The sequence below is a fragment of the Kitasatospora sp. NPDC008050 genome (genome assembly GCF_042957465.1).
GTDB lineage: Bacteria > Actinomycetota > Actinomycetes > Streptomycetales > Streptomycetaceae > Kitasatospora.
Map to the genome: position 1 here is coordinate 432,972 of NZ_JBIBIJ010000007.1, position 18,908 is coordinate 451,879.

Consider the following 18,908-nt stretch of genomic DNA (forward strand, 5'->3'; position numbering starts at 1 on the left):
TGCGTTCAGCGCCGCCGGCGCAGGGCCTCGTCGTACTCGGCGTGCACCCGGCGGTCCAGGGCCAGGCCGAACTGGGCGTCCGCGACGGTGCGGGCCAGCGGGCGGATCCGGGTCAGCTGCTCGGTCAGGTGGGCGGCCTCGCCGGGCGGCAGCGGCTCCTCGCCGGTGAGCGCGCCGAGCAGCTGGTCGCGGATCAGGCCGACGAAGACCTCGGCCACCGCGTCCGCGTACTCCTGTGCCTTGCGGCTGGCGTCCAGGACGGCGGCCAGCGGGATGCCCTCGGCGATCAGCGCGGTGGTGGCGTCCATCAGGCGGCGGCTGACGTGGGTGATGCCGTCCTCGGTCACGGTGATGTAGCCCTGGGCCAGCGACTCGGCGGTGTTGGCCTCGGTGAGCTGGTCGCCGAAGGCCGTGCCCAGCTCGTCCCAGCTGACCGAGACCGGTGTCTCGTCCGACCAGGGGGAGATGATGGCGGCCTCCAGGCCGATCAGCTCGGCCACGTCCCGCCCGCTCTCGCCCGCGCCGATCAGCTCCGCGATGCCGCCCAGGGTGTGGCCGCGCTCCAGGAGTTCGGCGATCACCCGCAGCCGGGCCAGGTGCGCCTGGCCGTACCAGGCGATCCGGCCCTCCCGGCGCGGCGGCGGCAGCAGCTTGCGCTCGCGGTAGAAGCGCAGCGTGCGGGTGGTGATGCCGGCGGCCGAGGCCAGCTCCGCGACCCGGTACTCGCGGTCGCCGGCCACGTCGTTCTCGATCTCCGCCACGCCGTCAGCATAGGGCGCCGAGGGCGGGAAACCGGGTCGGTCGGACGTCTTCCTAGACACGCTGTCAACAGCTACCCTGCCAATCATGCCAGTAATCACTGGCGCGATTGGCCTCCTCGTACGCTTAGGCGCCCCCCAGAGAGGACCTGCCGCATGGCTGCCAGCAGCTCCGCGAAACGCACCCGGCCCAAGGCACCTGACGCCACCCCGCACGTCACGGTCGCCGTGATCGGCTCCGGCTTCGGCGGTATCGGCGCCGGCGTGCGGCTGCGCCGAGCCGGGATCACCGACTTCGTGATCCTGGAGCGGGCCGGCTCGGTCGGCGGCACCTGGCGGGACAACAGCTATCCGGGCTGCGCCTGCGACGTGCCCTCGCACCTCTACTCCTTCTCCTTCGCGCTCAACCCCGACTGGCCGCGCAGCTTCTCCGGCCAGGGCGACATCCGCGCCTACCTGGAGCAGGTCACCGACACCTTCGGCCTGCGCCCGCACCTGCGCTTCCACCACGAGGTCACCGAGGCCCGCTGGGAGCCCGAGCACACCCGCTGGCGGGTCACCACCACCGGCGGGGAGTGGACCGCCGACGCGCTGGTCTCCGCCACCGGTCCGCTCTCCGAACCGCAGATCCCCGCGCTGCCGGGCCTGGACGGGTTCCCGGGGCAGGTCTTCCACTCCTCGCGCTGGGACCACGAGCTGGACCTCAGCGGGAAGCGGGTCGCGGTGGTCGGCACCGGTGCCTCGGCGGTCCAGATCGTGCCCTCGATCCAGCCCGAGGTGGCCCGGCTGACGCTCTTCCAGCGCACCCCCGGCTGGGTGCTGCCCAAGGTGGACCGGGAGATCAGCGCCTTTGAGAAGCGGCTGCACCGGGCGGTGCCGGCCACCACCGCGCTGCGCCGGGCGGTGCTCTACGCCGTCCGCGAGCTGCAGGTGGACGCCTTCGTGCGCCGCCCCGGCACGCTCAAGCTGGTCCAGAAGCTGGCCGAACGGCACCTGGCCCAGCAGGTCCGCGACCCCGCCCTGCGGGCCAGGCTCACCCCCGACTACCGGATCGGCTGCAAGCGGATCCTGCTCAGCCAGACCTACTACCCGGCGCTGGCCGCGCCCAACAGCGAGGTGGCCCCCGGGCTGCGCGAGGTGCGCGGCTCGACCCTGGTGGCCGCCGACGGCAGCGAGCACCAGGCCGACGTGATCATCTTCGGCACCGGCTTCCACGTCACCGACATGCCGATCGGCGCCCGGGTCTTCGGCGCCGACGGACGCAGCCTGGCCGAGGAGTGGAAGGGAGGCATGGAGGCGCTGCGCGGCTCCACCGTGCGCGGCTTCCCCAATCTCTTCTTCGTGATCGGCCCCAACACCGGCCTCGGCAACAGCTCGATGATCCTGATGATCGAGTCCCAGCTGAACTACCTCATCGACGCGCTGACCACGCTGCGCTCGGTGGGCGCCACCGCCCTGCAGCCCACCGAGCGGGCCCAGCGGCACTGGAACCAGCGCCTCCAGCACCGGATGTCCCGCACGGTGTGGACCACCGGCGGCTGCCGCAGCTGGTACCTGACCGAGGACGGCAAGAACACCACGCTCTGGCCCGGCTCCACCGGCGCCTTCCGCCGCGCCACCCGCCGCCTCGACCTGGCCGAGTACGACCTGATCAAGCGCCAGGTCCCCGCCACCGCCGCCGAGGAGGTCCCCGCGTGAGCCGGTCCGCGTCCGTCCCGCCCGCCTCCGTCCCACCAGGGTTCGGCACGGACGAGTTCGTCCTGCCCGAGCCGGCCCAGCGGCTGCGGGTCCGCTCCGCCGACGGCAGCTGGCTGAACGCCGAGACCTTCGGCCCGACCGGCGCGCCGATCGTGGTGCTGGTGCACGGCTGGACCTGCAACACCGCGTTCTGGGCCCCGGTGGTGCACCGGCTGGCCGCCGACCACCAGGTGATCGCCTACGACCAGCGCGGCCACGGCCGCAGCGACATCCCGGTCAGCCGCTCCGGCTACAGCACCCGGGCGCTGGCCGAGGACCTCCAGGCCGTGGTCACCCGGCTGGTCCCCGAGGGCCGACGGGCCGTGCTGGCCGGCCACAGCATGGGCGGGATGACCATCATGGCCGCCGGCGGACGCCACGCGGTGGCCGAACGGACGGCGGCGGTCCTGCTGTGCAGCACCGGCGCCAGCGACCTCACCGACCACCTGCGGGTACTGCCGCCCCTCGTCCGCCCGCCCGCGCTGCGCCGGGCGCTGCACCGGCACGTGCTGCAGTCCGCCCTGCCGATGGGCCCGGTCACCGCGCTGTCCAAGGCGCTGCTCAAGCAGGGCACGATGGGGCCCGGCGCCACCGCCGAGCAGGTCGCCGCCTGCGCCGGGATCGTGCACGCCTGCCCCGCCGGAGTGCGGGCGGGGGCCGCGCGGATGCTCGGCGACCTGGACGTGCGCCCCGGTCTGACCATGCTGGAGGCGCCCACCGCGATCATGGTCGGCAGCCGCGACAAGCTCACCCCGCCGCCGCACGCGCACGCCATGTACGCCGCGCTGCGCCGCCCCGACGGCCTGCGGGAACTGCCCGGCACCGGCCACATGGCGCCGATCGAACGCCCCGACGAGGTCACCGCGGAGCTCCGCCGCCTCGTGCACACCCATCTGGCCGGTGACCAGCTGACCGGTGCTCATCCGACCGGTGCTCATCCGACCAGTGCTCATCCGACCAGTGAGAGGACCGAGGTCGTATGACCGTTCCGCCGTTGCACGCACAGGTCGTCGTCGTCACCGGCGCCGCCCGGGGCCTGGGGGCGCTGATGGCCCGCAAGCTGGCCGACCGGGGCGCCCGGGTGGCGCTGGTCGGCCTGGAGCCGGACGAACTCAAGGCGGCCGCCGAGCAGTGCGGCCCCGAGGCGTCCGCCTGGGAGGCCGACGTCACCGATCTGGTCGCGCTCAGCGCCGTGGCCCAGCAGGTCAAGGAGCGCTACGGGCGGATCGACACGGTGGTGGCCAACGCCGGCATCGCGATCGGCGGCCCGCTGCTGGACAGCGATCCGGCGGCCTACAACCGGGTGATCGAGGTCAACCTGCTCGGCAGCGTGACCACCGCCCGGGCCTTCCTGCCCGCGCTGATCGAGAGCCAGGGCTACCTGCTGCAGATCGCCTCGCTGGCCGCGATCACCCCCGCGCCGCTGATGAGCGCCTACTGCGCGAGCAAGGCGGGCGTCGAGTCCTTCGCCCACGCGCTGCGCGCCGAGGTCGCCTATCAGCAGGTGCGGGTCGGTGTCGGCTACCTGAGCTGGACCGACACCGACATGGTGCGCGGGGCCGACCAGGACGAGGTGCTGCGCGAGATGCGGGCCAAGCTGCCCTGGCCGGCCAACCGCACCTACCCGATCGAGCCGGCCGTGGACCGGCTGGTGGCCGGCATCGCCCGGCGCTCGGCACACGTCTACGCCCAGGCCTGGCTGCGCGGCATGCAGCCGGCCCGCTGGCTGCTGCCGCCGCTGATCGCCGCCGTCGGCTCCCGCGAGGTGGCCCGGCTGGCACCGCGGCTGGCGGCCACCGCGGCGGCCCGGCTGCGCCCGGTCGGCGCGGGCGGGGCGGCCGACGAGGCCACGCGCGGCGTGCGGGGGTAGGCCGGGCGGGGAGGTGCGGCAGGGGCCGTGCTGGGGCGGGGCAGGGGCGGGGGAGCGCGGCGGGCGGGCGGTAGGATCTGGGCACACCCCTGATCGAAAGGCCCGCGCAGCCGATGGCCCCCCGCCTGTCCGTCGTCGTCCCGATCTACAACGTCGAGCGCTACCTCGACGAGTGCCTCGACTCGATCGCCGCCCAGAGCTTCGACGACTTCGAGTGCGTCATGGTGGACGACGGCTCGACCGACTCCAGCGCGGCCATCGCCGAGGCGTTCGCCGCCAAGGACGCGCGGTTCCGGCTGGTCCGGCAGCAGAACAAGGGCCTCGGGGCGGCCCGCAACACCGGCTGGCGGCACCTGACCGAGGGCACCGAGTTCCTGGCCTTCGTGGACAGCGACGACAGCCTGCCGCCCGGCGCCTACCAGCTGATGATCAGCACGCTGGAGCAGAGCGGCTCGGACTTCGTGGCCGGCAACGTGCTGCGGTTCCGCTCGACCGGCTCCTACCAGTCGAACGCGCACATCAAGCCGTTCCGGGAGACCAGGCTCAAGACGCATGTGACCGAACTCCCGTCACTGGTCACCGACCGCACCGCGTGGAACAAGGTCTACCGGCGCGGCTTCTTCGACGCCGCGGGCATCCTGTACCCCGAGGGGATCCTGTACGAGGACGCCCCGGTCAGCGTGCCGCACCACTACCTCGCGGTCAGCGTGGACGTGCTCTGCGAGCACATCTACCACTGGCGCGAGCGCGAGCTCGACGACCCGTCGATCACCCAGGGGCGCACCAACCCGCGCGGGCTGGCCGACCGGGTCCGCTCGATGGAGCTGGTCCGCGAGTGGCTACTGGCCCGGCCGGAGCCGAAGTTCCGCGAGTACCTGCGCTCCTACGACCACAACTGCCTGGTCGAGGAGATCCCGATGTTCTTCTGGTGGGTGCCGGACGGCGACCGGGCCTACCGCGCGGTCTACCAGGAGCACGTCAGCCGGCTGCTGCGGCTGATCGGCACCGAGCGGCTGCGCGCGCTGCGTGCCCCGCTGCGGGTCAAGTACCAGCTCACGCTGACGAACCGGATGGAGGAGTTCGTCGCGCTGCAGCGGGTGCACCGCGCCTACCGGCGCCGGGTGACCCGGCTCAAGGCCCGCGCGGCGGCCGCCCGGGCCTAGCCGCGCCTGCACGCCCTGCGGCCTGCCCGTTCGGGGGCCGGCTGCCGCAGGCCCTGGCAGGTGCGGACCCTGACTGCCCATCAGCGGCGCGACCCGCTACGGTCGCGCCATGACAACTGCCCTCATCACCGGCGCGACCGCCGGAATCGGTGCCGCCTTCGCCCGCCGCCTGGCCACGGACGGCCATGACCTGGTGCTGGTCGCCCGCGACACCGGGCGGCTGACCGAGGCCGCCGCCGAGCTGGAGTCCCGCTTCGGGGTGCACGCCGAGGTGCTCACCGCCGACCTGGCCACCGAGGAGGGGATCGGTGCGGTCGAGCAGCGCCTTGCGGACGGCACCCGGCCGGTCGGCATCCTGATCAACAACGCCGGCTTCGGCAACCGCGGCAGCTACCTGAGCGTCCCGCTGGAGCAGGAGCTGGAGATGGTCAAGGTGCACATCGAGGCGGTGCTGCGGCTGACCAGCGCGGCGCTGCCCGGGATGCGCGAGCGCGGCTTCGGCGGGGTGGTGAACGTCGCCTCGGTCGCGGCCTTCGTGCCGCGCGGCACCTATGGGGCGAGCAAGGCCTGGATGGTCAACTTCACCCAGGGCGTGGCGCGCGACCTGGCCGGCAGCGGTGTGCGGCTGCTGGCGCTGTGCCCCGGCTTCACCCGCACCGAGTTCCACCAGCGGGCCGGGATGGGCACCAAGAACGTGCCGGCCTGGGGCTGGCTGTCCGCGGAGCGGGTGGTGGACGAGGCGCTGCGCGACCTGGCCAGGGGGCGGAGCCTCTCGGTGCCGAGCAAGCGCTACAAGGCGGTGGTGGCACTGGCCCGGGTGCTGCCGGCCGGCCGCTTCGGTGGACTCTCCTCCAAGGCCGCGCGCACGTACGGCAAGGACTGAGCTCCCGGCAGCAGGGACCTCCGGCGGCGAGCACCGGCCTGCGGTGCACGGAATGCCGGCGGGGTGGCGCTGGTTTTCGGGGATAGCTCATTATTAGCTCACCTAACAATGAGCTATCCTCGCCATGTCGCCTTCCGCTTGGAGGTTCCATGAGGCCCGACAGAATCGACTGGACGCCGCCCACCCGTGATCCGGACGAGCCGCGCCCCCCGGCGCAGCTGCGCCGGATCCTGGCGCTGTTCCGCCCGTACCGGGGGCGCCTGGCCGTGGTCGGGCTGCTGGTCGCGGCCTCGGCCGTGGTCTCGGTGGCCACCCCGTTCCTGCTGCGCGCCGTGCTGGACGTGGCGATCCCGCAGGGCCGCACCGGGCTGCTGAGCCTGCTGGCGCTGGGCATGATCGCCGCTGCCGTGGTGAACAGCGTCTTCAACGTGCTGCAGACGCTGATCTCCACCACCGTCGGCCAGCTGGTCATGCACGACCTGCGCACCAACGTCTACGGCCACCTGCAGCGGATGTCGCTGGCCTTCTTCACCCGGACCCGCACCGGCGAGGTGCAGTCCCGGATCGCCAACGACATCGGCGGCATGCAGTCCACCGTCACCTCCACCGCCACCTCGCTGGTCTCCAACCTGACCACGGTGGTGGCCACCGTGGTGGCCATGGCCGCGCTGGACTGGCGGCTGACCGTGGTCTCGCTGCTGCTGCTCCCGCTCTTCGTCTGGATCAGCCGCCGGGTGGGCAACGAGCGCCGCCGGATCACCACCGAGCGCCAGCGGCAGCTCGCCAAGCTCTCCTCGGCCGTCCAGGAGTCGCTCTCGGTCAGCGGCATCCTGCTCGGCCGCACCATGGGCCGCTCCGACTCGCTCGCCGGGGACTTCAGCCGGCAGAGCGAGGAGCTGGCCGACCTGGAGGTCCGCTCCAGCATGGCCGGGCGCTGGCGGATGAACGTGATCCAGATCGTGATGTCCGCGATGCCCGCCCTCATCTACTGGGCGGCCGGCCTGACCGCCGGCGGCGGTGGCACGCCGATCGTCTCGATCGGCACCCTGGTCGCCTTCGTGACGCTCCAGCAGGCGCTCTTCCGCCCCTCGGTCCAGCTGCTCTCCACCGGCGTGGACGTGCAGACTTCGCTGGCGCTGTTCCAGCGGATCTTCGAGTACCTCGACCTGCCGGTGGAGATCGCCGAGCCGGCCGACCCGGTGCGGCTGCCCGCCGTGCGCGGCGAGGTGCGCTTCGAGCACGTGGACTTCGGCTACGACCCCGAGCGCCCGGCCGGCACGCTGGCCGACATCGACCTGACGGTGCCGGCCGGCGGCTCGCTGGCGCTGGTGGGCGAGACCGGCTCCGGCAAGACCTCACTCAGCTACCTGGTGCCCCGGCTCTACGACGTCACCGGCGGGCGGGTCGCCATCGACGGCGTCGACGTGCGCGAGCTGGCGTTCGAGACGATCTCGGCGGCGGTCGGCGTGGTCTCCCAGGAGACCTACCTCTTCCACGCCTCGGTCGCCGAGAACCTGCGCTTCGCCAAGCCCGACGCCACCGACGAGGAGCTCGTCGAGGCGGCCCGGGCGGCCCAGATCCACGACCACATCGCGAGCCTGCCGGACGGCTACGACACCCTGGTCGGCGAGCGCGGCTACCGCTTCTCCGGCGGCGAGAAGCAGCGCCTGGCGATCGCCCGGACCGTGCTGCGCAACCCGCCGGTGCTGATCCTGGACGAGGCCACCAGCGCGCTGGACAACCAGACCGAGCGGGCCGTGCAGCAGGCGATCGACGCCCTGGCGGCAGGCCGCACCACGATCACCATCGCGCACCGGCTCTCCACCGTGCGCCGGGCCGACCAGATCGCGGTGCTGGACCACGGCCGGGTCGTCGAGCTGGGCACCCACGAGGAGCTGCTGGCGCTGGACGGCCGCTACGCCGCTCTGCTGCGCCGTGAGGCGCCCGGTGAGGCGCCCGGTGAGGCGCCCGGCGAGGGCGCGGCGGTGCCCGGCGGGGTCACGGCGGTGCCCGGCGGGGTCACGGAGGCGGCCGAGCCGGCGCTTCAAGCGGCCTTCGGCACCTCGTTGTAGACCTCGGCCGGCTCCTGGCCGGAGAGCTGCTGGATCGCCCGCATGATCTCGTCGGTCACCTGACGGCGTGCCTTGGCCGAGCCGGCCTGGCCGTGCAGGTCGGAGAAGTCCAGCGGCTCACCGAACTTCACCGTCACCTTGCGCAGCCGGGGCCGCCGCTTGCCCACCGGCAGGATCTTCTCGGTGCCGGCCAGTGCCACCGGCACCACCGGGACGCCCGCGGTCAGGGCCAGCCAGGCCACACCGGTCTTGCCCCGGTAGAGCCGCCCGTCCAGCGAGCGGGTGCCCTCGGGGTAGATGCCGAAGGCCCGGCCCCCCTCCAGGATCTCCAGGGCGGCGTTGAGCGCGGCCTGGGCCAGGTGGGCCTCGCCGCGCTGGACCGGGACGGCGTCGATGGCGCGGAAGAACGAGCGGGAGAGCCGGCCCTTGAAGCCGGTGCCGGTGAAGTACTCGGCCTTCGCCAGGAAGCTGATCGGCCGCGGGGCGGTCAGTGGGATCACCACGCTGTCGATGAACGACAGGTGATTGATCGCCAGGATCACCCCGCCCTTGCGCGGTACCTGGTCAAGACCCTCGATGACCGGCCGGTAGACGGCCTTCGCCACTGGCTTGAGCACCAGCTTGGTGATGATCTTGATCATGGGACCCTCCCCGGGGAGCCGGGCCTGCAGATGTCGACTTTCCCGGCTGGCGAACTTTCTGGAACGACCTTTCTTACCATCAGTACGCCGGGGCGCCGCCGCAGGGTGAGCGGAGTCACGGTGGTTCTGCCGGGCGGCCACCCGGGGCGTGACACCGCTACTTCGCGCCGCCGAGGCCCTTGCGCACGCCGGACTTGAGGGTGCGGGGCAGCCGGGCGGCGCGGCGCAGCTCGCCGTAGCCGCGCCAGGAGTCGCGGGCCGCCAGCCGGTACCGCAGGCCGGCGACGCCGCCGGGGTAGCGGTAGCCGGCCGGGCGGTGGGCGGCGAAGTGCGCGGCGATCCGGCCGAAGAAGTCCCGGCGCAGCTCGGCGGGGACCAGCCCCGGGGTGTCGTAGATGGTCAGCGCCTGCTTGACGGTGCGCTCGAAGACCAGGGTGCGCAGCCCGTCCGCCTCCGGGTGGCGGTCCAGGAAGGCGAAGATCGCGTCGTACTGGGCGAAGGCGTCGGCGTGCTTGGCGGAGGCGGTGGCGGTGATCGCGCCGGGGCGGCCGCGGCGGTAGTTGTAGCAGGAGCGGTCGAGGTAGCGCAGTCGGCGGGCGGTCAGCAGCGCCGGGTAGGTGACCGAGATGTCCTCGTAGAAGCCGCGGCCGAAGGAGACCTCCAGGCCGTCCAGGAAGGCGCGGCGGAAGACCTTGTTCCAGACCGAGAGCACGGTGCGCAGCAGCGGCTGGTGCTCGCGCAGCGTGCAGCCCTCGGCGCTCTCCAGCGGCGAGCCCGCCAGCAGGTGGCGCCAGGGGTTGGGCTCGGTGCTCTCGTCGGGGTAGACGTGGCTGAAGCCGGTGATCAGCAGGTCCAGCGGGGTGCCGCCGGCCGCCGCGCGCTCCCGCTCGGCCCGCAGCTCGGCCAGCACGGCGGTGAGGGCGCCCTCGGGGAGCCAGTCGTCGCTGTCCACGCACCAGAGGTACTCGCCGTGCGCCTCGGGCAGCGCGGCGATCCGGGCGCCGCCCAGGCCCTGGTTCTCGGCCAGGTGCAGCACCCGCAGGCGGGAGTCGCGGGCGGCGTACTCGTCCAGGATCGTGCCGCAGTCGTCGGGGGAGCGGTCGTCGACCGCGATCACCTCGAAGTCGGTGGCGTCCTGCCCGTCGAGCAGGGAGTCCAGGCAGCGGGGCAGGAAGCGCTCCACGCCGTGGACGGGAAGGACGATGCTGAGGAGGACTGGCACGTCGGTCACTGTACAGAGGCGCCGGTGCCGCGCCGGGAAGCGGGCGGCACCGGCGACCGTTGGCGGCCTGGCCGACCCTCAGCGGCCGGCCGCCGATCCTCCACTGCCTGAAGCCTGGCCGCCGCAACATTGGGGAGGCCCGACAGTGGACTCAGGAAGTGGTGGAAGCTGAGCTGGAGGCTCAGTGGTCATGCGTGTTCAGGTTTTGTGTTCATCAGTCGAACGCTCAGGTCGGCTGGGCGGCGACTGCTCCTGCTGGAACAGATACTGCTTGGACGGGTCGAGCCCGTCAATCCCCCTTAAGTATTCAGTTCCCGAACGATCGAGGGGGAGGTGGGTGGGGGTGTGGCAGCCCTGATGCGCCTGAGGCGGGGTTCTCGTGGCGGCGGGCCTGACGTACCGTGGGCTTGACGCTTCGTCAGTGGCTCGGATCGTGTGCGGGTTCGGTCGGGTTTGCCCGTATCGATGCCCACTCGTGACCGAGCCAGGGGTCCCTGATGCCACGTGAGTTGTCATCACACGATACGGTGGCAGAACTCCAGGACGGTTGCGTGAGGACCGTCTCTCCCGGATAGTCTTCGCCTCACGGCCCTGGCGCCTCGTAGGGGTGGGAATAGTCATGGAACAGTTGCAAGTGCGGAACAGGCCCCGCGTGCCGGCCATTCAATGCGGCGTGGGCGCGACCGGGCGGCGGATCGAACGCCACCTGTCCGTACTCGGCGCGCCCGCCGTTCCCGTGGTCGACACCGCGGAGGCCCTCGGCCTGATAAGGGAGCTGACGCCCCGCGGCGTGAGCCCGCACGCGGCCCCGCGCCGCACCACCCGGGTGCTGCTGCTGGCTCCGCTGCGCCGCCTCAAGCGCAGCCTCTTCGGGAGCCGTCACTAGGCCCTGTCCGTCATCTGGGCCTGTCCGGCCGATCCTGTCGGGCGGGTGCGTGCCCGGTAGGGCAGGCGGAGGTTGTCCCACGGCGGCGTGGCAGCGCAGGATGGCGCTATGGCCGACATGTTCCAGACCCGGACTTTCGAGATCACCACCGGCGACCGCGAGGTCGCCCTGGACATCACCGAGCGCTGCGCGGACTTCCTTGCCGAGGTGGCGGCCGGGCGCGACGGGCTGCTGAACGTCTTCGTCCCGCACGCCACGGCGGGCGTCGCCGTGCTGGAGACCGGTGCGGGCAGTGACGACGACCTGCTCGCCGTGCTGCGGGACCTGCTGCCGCCCGACGACCGCTGGCGCCACCGGCACGGCAGCCCGGGCCACGGCCGCGACCATGTGCTCCCGGGCCTGGTGGCCCCGCACGCCACGCTGCCGGTGATCGAGGGTCGGATGGCGCTCGGGGTCTGGCAGTCGGTGGTGCTGATCGACACCAACGGGGACAACCCGCGCCGCACGGTGCGGCTCTCCTTTCTGGGCTGAGGAGGATGGACCCCATGTCCGACGACGATGCCGCCTACTGCCCCGCTCCCGCCGCGGCCGATGCCGCGCTGACCGCACTGGCCCTCGCCGGCTCCGCCCCTCCCACCGCCGGCCCCCGGGCGGACTGCGTGCTGTGCGGCGAGGTCACCGAGTACCCGGCGGGCACCCCCGGCAGCACCCTGTGCGCCCGCTGCGCCTGGCAGCAGGCCCAGCGCGGGGCCTGCTCCGGCTGAGCCGTCCTCCGCGCGGCCCCGGCTAGCCCGCTTCCGGGCCGGTGAGGTGCAGGGTGGAGCCGTGCCGGGTCTTGCGGACCAGGAGCTGGGCGGGGACGCGCTGACGCAGGTCGGCGACGTGGCTGACGATGCCGACCGCGCGATCGCGCTCGCGCAGCCCGTCCAGCACGTCCATCACCTCCTCCAGCGCCTGCTCGTCCAGGGTGCCGAAGCCCTCGTCGATGAAGAGGGTGTCCAGCGGCATGCCGCCCGCCTCGTCGGTGACCACGTCGGCCAGGCCCAGGGCCAGCGCCAGGGAGGCGAAGAAGCTCTCGCCGCCGGAGAGCGTGGCGGTGTCCCGCTCGGTGCCCGTCCAGGCGTCGACCACCAGCAGGGACAGCCCCGAGCGCCGGCCGCCCGGGCCGCGTTCGTCGCTGTGCACCAGGGTGTAGCGCCCGCCGGACATCCGCACCAGCCGGGCGCTGGCCGCGGCCGCGACCTGTTCGAGGCGCGCGGCCAGCACGTAGGACTCCAGGCGCATCTTGAGCCGGTTGTCGCCGCTGGTGCCGCCGGCCAGCTGGGCGAGCCGGTTGATCTCGCCGAACGCCGCCAGCCGGGGCGCCAGGTCGGCGGCCAGCTCGGCCAGCCGGCGGCCGAGGGCGGCCAGCTCACGGCGGCGCCCGTCGGCGGCGTGCTCGGCGGCGGCAGCGGCCCGCAGCGCGCCGGTGGCCGCGTCCAGCGCCTGCTGTGCCAGCGCGGGATCGGCCGGCGGCAGCGCGGCGGCGGCCACCAGCTCCGGCCGGGCCAGCTCGTCGGCGACGGCGCGGCGCTCGGCCGCGCGCTCGGTGAGGCGTCGGCGCAGCGCCGCCAGCTGTTCGGCGGGCAGCCCCGCGGCCGCCGCCTGGTCCGCCGTGGCGAAGCCGGCGGTGCGGGCGGTCAGGGCCAGCTCCTGCTCGGCCTCGCACAGCTGGTCGGCGGCCTGCTCGGCCGCCCGGTCGGCCTGGACGGCGGCGGCCAGCGCCTGCGCCAGGCGGCCCAGCCGCTCGGCGCGGGCGGCCACCGACGGGGCGTCGCCGCGTGCCTCGGCGACCCGCTCGGCCAGCTCGGCCCGCTCGGCGGCCAGCGTGTCCAGCCGGGCGGTGCCGGCCGCCACCCGCTCGCGGCTCTCGTGCAGCTGGGCGCTGTACCGCTGCTGCTGCTCGGTCAGCCGCTCGCGCTGCTGGAGCAGCACGGTCAGCTGCTCGGCGGCCCGGAGCTCGCCGCGCAGCTGGTGGGTCAGCTCGTCCAGCTGCCCGGCCAGCACGGCGACCGGCTGCTCGCCCGCCGTGGCGTCCGCTGCGGCGGCGGCCACCTGGAGTCTGGTCAGCTCCGTCTCGGCGCCGGTGACCGCACGCTCGGCGCGCTGCTGGGCCGCGGCGGCCGCCTGCTCGTCGGCCTCGCGGACCGGGGCCCCGGCCGGGGCGGCGGGCGCCGGGTGCTCGGTGGAGCCGCAGACCAGGCAGGCCTCGCCGCCGCGCAGCCGGTCGGCCAGCTCGGCGGCGATCCCGTCCAGGCGGCGGCGGCGCAGCTCCAGACCGTGCTCGCGGGCGTCGAGCGCGTGCTGCCGGTGGTCCAGCAGGGTGCGCTCGGCCCGCTCGGTCGCGGTGCGCAGCTCGTCGCGGCGGTGCGCGGCGGCCAGCCGCTGCTCGGCCTCGGTGCGCCGGGGCCGCAGCTGCTCTGCGCGGGTGGCGGCGGCCCGGGCGGCCTCCTCGCGCTGCTCGCGCTCCTCGGCCTCGGCCTGCTGGGCGGCGAGCCAGCGCTCGGCCTCCTGCGCCGCCTCCTCGGCCCGGCGCAGCTCGGCGCTCTCGCGCTGCCCCTCGGCGGTCAGCGCGGCGGCGCGGCGCTCGTCGGCGGTCGCCGACTCCAGCCGCCCGATCGCGGCCCGCACCGCGGCCTCGGTGGCGACCAGGGCCTGTCCGGTGTGCTCGACGGGGGCTCCGGCTGCGGGCTCGGTTTCGGCCGCGCTTTGGGTTGCGTCGAGGGCGCCCGGCTGCCCGGCCGCGCTCCACAGCGGTGCCAGCGCACGCCGGGCGGCCTGGGCCGCCTGCTCGGTGCGCCGGCGGGTCGCCGTGGCGGCCGAGCGCCGGCGCAGCGCGGACTCCACCGTGAGGGCGGCCTGGGCCAGGGCCAGCCGCTGCTGCTCGGCGTTCTCCTGATCCAGCGTCCGGGCCAGCTCGGCGGAGCGGCGCAGCGCCTCGGCGTGCCGCCGCTGCCGGCCCGCCAGCTCCTGGCGGGCGGCCAGCTCGCGTTCGGCGTCGTGGTGGCGGGCCTCCGCCGTGGTGAGCGCGGCGTGGGCGATCGTGCGCGCCTCGGCGGCGTCGGAGCGCAGCAGCGCGGCCCAGCCCAGGGCCGCCTGGGCCAGGTCCGTCTCGGTGACCCGCGCTGTCGGCCCGGCGGCCGGCTGCTGGGGGATCGCCGCCCGGCGCCGGGTGCCGTCCTCGGGGTGCGGCTCGCCGTCGGCGGGGAGCCACCGCTCGGCCGGGTGGGCGGTGGGGCCGGCCGCCTGCTCGGTGCGTCCGACCAGCTCGCGCAGCCGGCGCCGGTCGGCCTGGACGGCCGCCTCGTGCTCGCGGCGGCGCTCGGTCAGCCAGGACTCCACCCGGCGGTAGCGCTCGGTGTCGAAGAGCCGGCCGAGCAGCTCGGCGCGCGCGGTGGCGTCCGCCTTCAGGAACCGGGCGAAGTCGCCCTGCGGCAGCAGCACCACCTGGCAGAACTGCTCGCGGCTCATCCCGATCAGGCGCAGCAGCTCCTCGCCGGTCTCCTGGTGCGAGCGGCTGGCCGCCTGCCAGCCGGGCTGCCCCTGGCCGGTGTCGGCGACCCACTCGCGCAGCAGGGTCTGGGCCTTCTCGGTGGTCCAGCCGCTGCCCTTCTTCTTGGGGCGCGGCTGCTCGGGCAGCCGGGTGATCTCCAGCCGCCGCCCGCCCAGGGTCAGCTCCAGCGTCACCTCGGTGAGCTCGTGCGGATCGGCGTGGTCGCTGCGCATCCGGTTGGCCCGGCGGCTGCCGGGCAGCTCGCCGTAGAGCGCGTAGCAGACCGCGTCGAGCACGCTGCTCTTGCCCGCGCCGGTGGCGCCGCGCAGCAGGAACAGGCCGCCGGCGGCGAGCGCGTCGAAGTCCACCTGCTGGCGGCCGGCGAACGGGCCGAAGGCGGTGACGGTCAGCTGGTGGAGTCTCATCGGGGCAGCTCCGCCCGGTCGTGCTGGTCCAGCCGGACCTGCTCGAACCCGGCGCGCAGCAGGGAGCGCTCGCCGGGGGCCAGCTCGACGCCCGGGCGGACGTGCCGCACGAAGCTCTCGGCCACCTCCAGCTCGGCCCGCCCGCGCACCCGCGCGGCGTAGGAGACGGGCGCCTCGGCGGGCTGCTCCGCCGGCTCGAAGAGCAGCTGCAGGGTGTGCGGGAAGCGGCGGCGCAGCCGTTCCATCGGCTCGCTGGGGCGCCCCGGGTCGGTGAGGGTGACCTGGACCCAGGACTGCTCGTGCTCGGCGTACCCGGGCTCCTCCAGCAGCTCCGCGAGCCGGCCGCGCAGGCAGGCCAGCGGGCGCGGCACCGGGCAGTCGATCCGCTCGGCGGAAACCTCGCCGTCGGCGGCCAGGTCGACCAGCCACATGGTCTTGCGCTGGCGGGCCTCGGAGAAGGAGTAGGCGAGCGGCGAGCCGCTGTAGCGCAGGTGCGGGGCGAGGGTCTGGGCGCCGTGCAGGTGGCCGAGCGCCGCGTAGTGCACGCCGTCGAAGACGCCCGCGGGCACACTGGCCACCCCGCCCACCGCGATGTCCCGCTCGCTGTCGCTGGGGGCACCGCCGGTGACGAAGGCATGCGCGAGCACCACCGCCCTGGTGCCCGCGGGACGGGCCGCCAGATCGGCCCTGACCTGGTCCATCGCCGCGCCGAGCACGGTGGCGTGGCCGCCGCGGGCCAGCCCGAACCGCTCCCGCACCAGGGCCGGCTCCAGGTAGGGCAGCCCGTAGACCGCGACCGGGCCGTGCTGGTCGGCGAGCAGCACCGGGGTGCCGCAGCCGTCGGGGTCGGTGCGCAGGTGGATGCCGGCCCGCTGGATCAGGCCGGCGCCCACGCCCAGGCGACGGGCCGAGTCGTGGTTGCCGCTGATGAAGACGGTGGGCACGCCGAGGTCGGCCAGCCGGTGCAGCACCTCGTCGAAGAGGGTGACCGCGTCCAGGCCGGGCAGCGCCCGGTCGTAGACGTCGCCCGCGACCAGCACGGCCTCCACGCCATGCGTCCGGACCACGGCCACCAGGTGGTCGAGGAAGGCGCGTTGGGCCTCGTGCAGGCTCTCCCGATGGAAGGAGCGGCCCAGGTGCCAGTCGGAGGTATGCAGCAGACGCATGGCGTCGACCCTAACGGGCTGCGCCGACAACCCACGCGTCCCGACGCCCGGCAAGATCCAGTAGCGGCGGCCCCGGGCCCGGCACACTGGTCCGGGAACGTCTTCGGCGCTGCCGCCCCGCGACCTGGGACAGCTGATGCCGGGGGGTGCCCCGAGCGGGCGTGAGGGCTGTTCATCGACCTCCTGTTCGGGGAAGATCAACAGGTCGGACCCCGCGCGGCCCCTTGATCCCCGCGCCGGTGCCGGCCAGCGCACCACGACCACCGGCCCGGCGGGCCCGACCCCGGAGGGAGAGCTATGCAGCGGATCGAGTACAGCGCGGAAATCGCCGAGCTGCTGGGCCGCATCCGGCGCCGCCCGGCGGCCGGCTGGCCCTGGCGGCCGGGCGAGGAGGTGCCGCCGGGGCTGCCGGTGAAGCAGTCCTGGGGCTGGCTCTTCGCACCGGACGGGCGCGTGCTGACGCTGGTGAACCCCAGGGACGGGATCGTCAGCCTGCCCGGCGGCTCGCTGGAGCCCGAGGACCGCGGCGATCCGGCGGCGGCGCTGGCCCGGGAGGCGGCCGAGGAGGCGCAGGCACTGATCGGCCCCGCGCACTACCTGGGCTACCTCTACGACCGGGTCGGCTCGGCCAACGGCGGCCACGAGTGCGCCCGGGTGCGGATGGCCGCCGCGCTGCGCGCGGTCGGGCCGAGCGAGCCCGATCCGGCCTCCGGGCGGCACTACCGGCGGCTGCTGGTGGCGCCGGGGCTGGCGGTGGAGCTGCTCGGCTGGGGCCCGCCCGGCCTGCGGCAGGCCCGGGCGGCGGTGCGCACGGCGGTGGCGCAGCTGGGGGTGCCGGCGGCGGCGAACGAGGTGATAGAGGAGCTGCCGCTGACCGGGTGCGAGGTGTTCCCGCTGGTGGGCTGAGGTGCGGCCGCTGGTCGGCTGAGGTGCGGCCGCCGGTCGGCTGGGGTGTTCCCGCTGGTCGGCTGGGGTGCGGCCGCCGGGTGTGCCGGTTCCGGGTGAGTGGTGTGCGCGTTTCGGGTGAGCGGCGGGAGCCGGTCGGCTAGGGTCGGTGGCGATCCGAGGGAGGACGCCCATGTCCGGGCCGCGCGGCTGTCTCATCCATCACGTCGAACTCTGGGTGGACGACCTGGTGTTGGCCGCCGAGCAGTGGGCTCCGGTGCTGCTCGCGCTCGGTTGCACCCCGTTCCAGAGCTGGGCCGCCGGGCGCAGTTGGCGTTTCGGCGAGAGCTATCTGGTGATCGAACAGTCGCCGGCGCTGCGCCCCGGCGGGCACGACCGGCTGCGCGCCGGGCTCAACCACCTTGCGGTGTACGGGTCGCGTGCGGCCGTCGGCGCCGCGCTGGCGGCCGGCTGGACGCTGCGGGTGGACACCGGCGAGACGGTGCACCTGGTCGACGGTCAGGGATTCGAGCTGGAAGTGGTCTGTGACTGACAGGGATTGACGCAATCGGTCACGGGAGGGTACCCAGCCGCCACTCAGCGCGCGCTCAGCGTCCTGCCAGCACATTTCCGACGATTCGTCAGGAAGTCGACAGTCGGCTGACATCGGGGCCAACTTCTGCTGCTGGAGTGAGAATTCCCGTCAACATCTTTGGCATGGGCACTTCCCGAGACCCGGCGCCACTGGTACCACGGAGTAACCCCAACACTCTCCCGTGGAGGTGCAATGCGCCCCGTTCGTGTTGTCTCCGGTGCCGCCGTGGCGTCGCTGCTCGCCGCCGGCACGATTTTCCTCGCCGGTCCGGCCGGCGCCGCAGGCGTCAACTACGTCGCCCTGGGCGACTCCTACTCGGCCGGCGTGGGGGCCGGCAACTACGACAGCTCCAGCGGCAACTGCAGCCGCAGCTACGACGCCTACCCGGAACTGTGGGCCGCCGCCAACAGTCCGGCCAGCTCCAGCTTCGTCGCCTGCTCCGGCGCGAAGACCGGTGATGTGCTCAACACCCAGCTCTCCGCGGTCAACTCCAGCACCAACCTGATCAGTCTCACCATCGGCGGCAACGACGCCGGGTTCTCCAGCACCATGGAGACCTGCGTACTGGACGGCACCAGCGCCTGTCAGAGCGCGGTGTCCACCGCCGAGTCGTACGCCACGAACACCCTGCCCGGCCAGCTGAGCAACCTGTACCAGGCGATCAGATCCAAGGCGCCCAGCGCCGAGGTCGTGGTGCTCGGCTACCCGAACCTCTACGAAGTCCCGGGCAGTTGTTGGTTCGGGATCAGCGACACCTCACGGACCGCCATCAACGGGGCGGCCGACACGCTGGACGGCGTGATCGCCAAGGCGGCGGCCAACGCCGGCTTCACCTTCGCCGACGTGCGTAATGCCTTCAGCGGGCACGAGATCTGCAGCGACGACGAGTGGCTGCACAGCACCACCCTGCCCATCGACGAAAGCTACCACCCCACCGCGGACGGACAGTCGCAGGGCTATCTGCCCGTCTTCTCCAACTCCCTCTGATTCCTGACGCCTCGTCAGCACTATAGCGCAGCCGCCGCACGGGTGCACCAGGCACCCGTGCGGCTTCGCCGTACCGTGTACCGCCG

General features: G+C 73.9%; 17 protein-coding genes. 12 read left to right on the forward strand and 5 right to left on the reverse strand.

Features of this window, described 5'->3' with window-relative positions:
* Positions 1-5: 5 nt before the first annotated feature.
* Positions 6-761 (reverse strand): MerR family transcriptional regulator, encoded by a 756-nt coding sequence (locus tag ACFZB9_RS17500; protein WP_391447986.1) that lies wholly within the window; start codon positions 759-761, stop codon positions 6-8.
* A 153-nt stretch (positions 762-914) separates the two neighbouring features.
* Here ACFZB9_RS17500 and ACFZB9_RS17505 point away from each other — a divergent pair, with 153 nt between their 5' ends.
* From ACFZB9_RS17505 to ACFZB9_RS17530, 6 genes are all read left to right on the forward strand, one after another.
* On the forward strand, positions 915-2,456 hold the full coding sequence (locus ACFZB9_RS17505; RefSeq protein WP_391447988.1) for a flavin-containing monooxygenase: 1,542 nt from the start codon (positions 915-917) through the stop codon (positions 2,454-2,456).
* Positions 2,453-3,478, forward strand: a complete 1,026-nt coding sequence (locus ACFZB9_RS17510) for an alpha/beta fold hydrolase (RefSeq protein ID WP_391447989.1) — start codon at positions 2,453-2,455, stop codon at positions 3,476-3,478. Before ACFZB9_RS17505 ends, ACFZB9_RS17510 begins: the two co-directional genes overlap by 4 nt.
* Positions 3,475-4,365, forward strand: coding sequence for an SDR family oxidoreductase (locus ACFZB9_RS17515; protein ID WP_391447991.1), 891 nt, complete (start codon positions 3,475-3,477; stop codon positions 4,363-4,365). Before ACFZB9_RS17510 ends, ACFZB9_RS17515 begins: the two co-directional genes overlap by 4 nt.
* Before the next feature lie 113 nt (positions 4,366-4,478).
* A complete protein-coding gene (locus ACFZB9_RS17520) occupies positions 4,479-5,528 on the forward strand; it encodes a glycosyltransferase family 2 protein (RefSeq protein WP_391447993.1) in 1,050 nt (349 codons plus the stop codon).
* Between the two features lie 109 nt (positions 5,529-5,637).
* Positions 5,638-6,411: an SDR family NAD(P)-dependent oxidoreductase gene (locus ACFZB9_RS17525; RefSeq protein ID WP_391447994.1), complete on the forward strand. Its 774-nt coding sequence runs from the start codon at positions 5,638-5,640 to the stop codon at positions 6,409-6,411.
* A 149-nt stretch (positions 6,412-6,560) separates the two neighbouring features.
* The gene (locus ACFZB9_RS17530) at positions 6,561-8,483 is read left to right on the forward strand and encodes an ABC transporter ATP-binding protein (protein WP_391447996.1); all 1,923 of its coding nucleotides are present in this window, start codon (positions 6,561-6,563) and stop codon (positions 8,481-8,483) included.
* Here the strand turns inward: ACFZB9_RS17530 and ACFZB9_RS17535 are convergent.
* A complete protein-coding gene (locus ACFZB9_RS17535; protein ID WP_391447998.1) occupies positions 8,456-9,124 on the reverse strand; it encodes a lysophospholipid acyltransferase family protein in 669 nt (222 codons plus the stop codon). The genes ACFZB9_RS17530 and ACFZB9_RS17535 overlap by 28 nt on opposite strands.
* 157 nt (positions 9,125-9,281) lie before the next feature.
* The gene (locus tag ACFZB9_RS17540) at positions 9,282-10,346 is read right to left on the reverse strand and encodes a glycosyltransferase family 2 protein (RefSeq protein WP_391447999.1); all 1,065 of its coding nucleotides are present in this window, start codon (positions 10,344-10,346) and stop codon (positions 9,282-9,284) included.
* A 619-nt stretch (positions 10,347-10,965) separates the two neighbouring features.
* Here ACFZB9_RS17540 and ACFZB9_RS17545 point away from each other — a divergent pair.
* From ACFZB9_RS17545 to ACFZB9_RS17555, 3 genes are all read left to right on the forward strand, one after another.
* Positions 10,966-11,232, forward strand: coding sequence for a hypothetical protein (locus ACFZB9_RS17545; RefSeq protein ID WP_391448001.1), 267 nt, complete (start codon positions 10,966-10,968; stop codon positions 11,230-11,232).
* A gap of 108 nt (positions 11,233-11,340) precedes the next feature.
* Positions 11,341-11,763, forward strand: a complete 423-nt coding sequence (locus ACFZB9_RS17550) for a YjbQ family protein (RefSeq protein ID WP_391448003.1) — start codon at positions 11,341-11,343, stop codon at positions 11,761-11,763.
* A 14-nt stretch (positions 11,764-11,777) separates the two neighbouring features.
* A complete protein-coding gene (locus ACFZB9_RS17555) occupies positions 11,778-11,996 on the forward strand; it encodes a hypothetical protein (protein WP_391448005.1) in 219 nt (72 codons plus the stop codon).
* Between the two features lie 22 nt (positions 11,997-12,018).
* Here ACFZB9_RS17555 and ACFZB9_RS17560 read toward each other — a convergent pair whose 3' ends face one another.
* Both ACFZB9_RS17560 and ACFZB9_RS17565 read right to left on the reverse strand, forming a co-directional pair.
* The gene (locus tag ACFZB9_RS17560) at positions 12,019-15,189 is read right to left on the reverse strand and encodes an AAA family ATPase (RefSeq protein ID WP_391448007.1); all 3,171 of its coding nucleotides are present in this window, start codon (positions 15,187-15,189) and stop codon (positions 12,019-12,021) included.
* Positions 15,186-16,355: an exonuclease SbcCD subunit D gene (locus ACFZB9_RS17565; RefSeq protein WP_391448009.1), complete on the reverse strand. Its 1,170-nt coding sequence runs from the start codon at positions 16,353-16,355 to the stop codon at positions 15,186-15,188. Before ACFZB9_RS17565 ends, ACFZB9_RS17560 begins: the two co-directional genes overlap by 4 nt.
* A gap of 297 nt (positions 16,356-16,652) precedes the next feature.
* Between ACFZB9_RS17565 and ACFZB9_RS17570 the strand changes: the two genes are divergently transcribed.
* The 3 genes from ACFZB9_RS17570 to ACFZB9_RS17580 all read left to right on the forward strand — a co-directional run bounded on the left by ACFZB9_RS17570 (position 16,653) and on the right by ACFZB9_RS17580 (position 18,822).
* Positions 16,653-17,261 carry an NUDIX domain-containing protein gene (locus ACFZB9_RS17570; protein ID WP_391448011.1) on the forward strand — a complete coding sequence of 203 codons (609 nt, stop codon included), beginning with the start codon at positions 16,653-16,655 and terminating at the stop codon, positions 17,259-17,261.
* A gap of 172 nt (positions 17,262-17,433) precedes the next feature.
* Complete coding sequence (locus tag ACFZB9_RS17575) at positions 17,434-17,793, forward strand: glyoxalase (RefSeq protein ID WP_391448013.1); 360 nt, start codon at positions 17,434-17,436, stop codon at positions 17,791-17,793.
* 234 nt (positions 17,794-18,027) lie between these two features.
* Complete coding sequence (locus ACFZB9_RS17580; protein WP_391448015.1) at positions 18,028-18,822, forward strand: SGNH/GDSL hydrolase family protein; 795 nt, start codon at positions 18,028-18,030, stop codon at positions 18,820-18,822.
* The last annotated feature ends 86 nt before the right edge of the window (positions 18,823-18,908 follow it).

What these genes read in the sequence shown, in the direction of transcription:
- ACFZB9_RS17505 (WP_391447988.1), top strand. Translation starts at nt 915, where the DNA reads ATGGCTGCCAGCAGCTCCGCGAAACGCACCCGGCCCAAGGCACCTGAC.
- ACFZB9_RS17515 (WP_391447991.1), top strand. Translation starts at nt 3,475, where the DNA reads ATGACCGTTCCGCCGTTGCACGCACAGGTCGTCGTCGTCACCGGCGCC.
- ACFZB9_RS17520 (WP_391447993.1), top strand. Translation starts at nt 4,479, where the DNA reads ATGGCCCCCCGCCTGTCCGTCGTCGTCCCGATCTACAACGTCGAGCGC.
- ACFZB9_RS17525 (WP_391447994.1), top strand. Translation starts at nt 5,638, where the DNA reads ATGACAACTGCCCTCATCACCGGCGCGACCGCCGGAATCGGTGCCGCC.
- ACFZB9_RS17530 (WP_391447996.1), top strand. Translation starts at nt 6,561, where the DNA reads ATGAGGCCCGACAGAATCGACTGGACGCCGCCCACCCGTGATCCGGAC.
- ACFZB9_RS17535 (WP_391447998.1), bottom strand. Translation starts at nt 9,124, where the DNA reads ATGATCAAGATCATCACCAAGCTGGTGCTCAAGCCAGTGGCGAAGGCC.
- ACFZB9_RS17545 (WP_391448001.1), top strand. Translation starts at nt 10,966, where the DNA reads ATGGAACAGTTGCAAGTGCGGAACAGGCCCCGCGTGCCGGCCATTCAA.
- ACFZB9_RS17550 (WP_391448003.1), top strand. Translation starts at nt 11,341, where the DNA reads ATGGCCGACATGTTCCAGACCCGGACTTTCGAGATCACCACCGGCGAC.
- ACFZB9_RS17555 (WP_391448005.1), top strand. Translation starts at nt 11,778, where the DNA reads ATGTCCGACGACGATGCCGCCTACTGCCCCGCTCCCGCCGCGGCCGAT.
- ACFZB9_RS17560 (WP_391448007.1), bottom strand. Translation starts at nt 15,189, where the DNA reads ATGAGACTCCACCAGCTGACCGTCACCGCCTTCGGCCCGTTCGCCGGC.
- ACFZB9_RS17565 (WP_391448009.1), bottom strand. Translation starts at nt 16,355, where the DNA reads ATGCGTCTGCTGCATACCTCCGACTGGCACCTGGGCCGCTCCTTCCAT.
- ACFZB9_RS17570 (WP_391448011.1), top strand. Translation starts at nt 16,653, where the DNA reads ATGCAGCGGATCGAGTACAGCGCGGAAATCGCCGAGCTGCTGGGCCGC.
- ACFZB9_RS17575 (WP_391448013.1), top strand. Translation starts at nt 17,434, where the DNA reads ATGTCCGGGCCGCGCGGCTGTCTCATCCATCACGTCGAACTCTGGGTG.
- ACFZB9_RS17580 (WP_391448015.1), top strand. Translation starts at nt 18,028, where the DNA reads ATGCGCCCCGTTCGTGTTGTCTCCGGTGCCGCCGTGGCGTCGCTGCTC.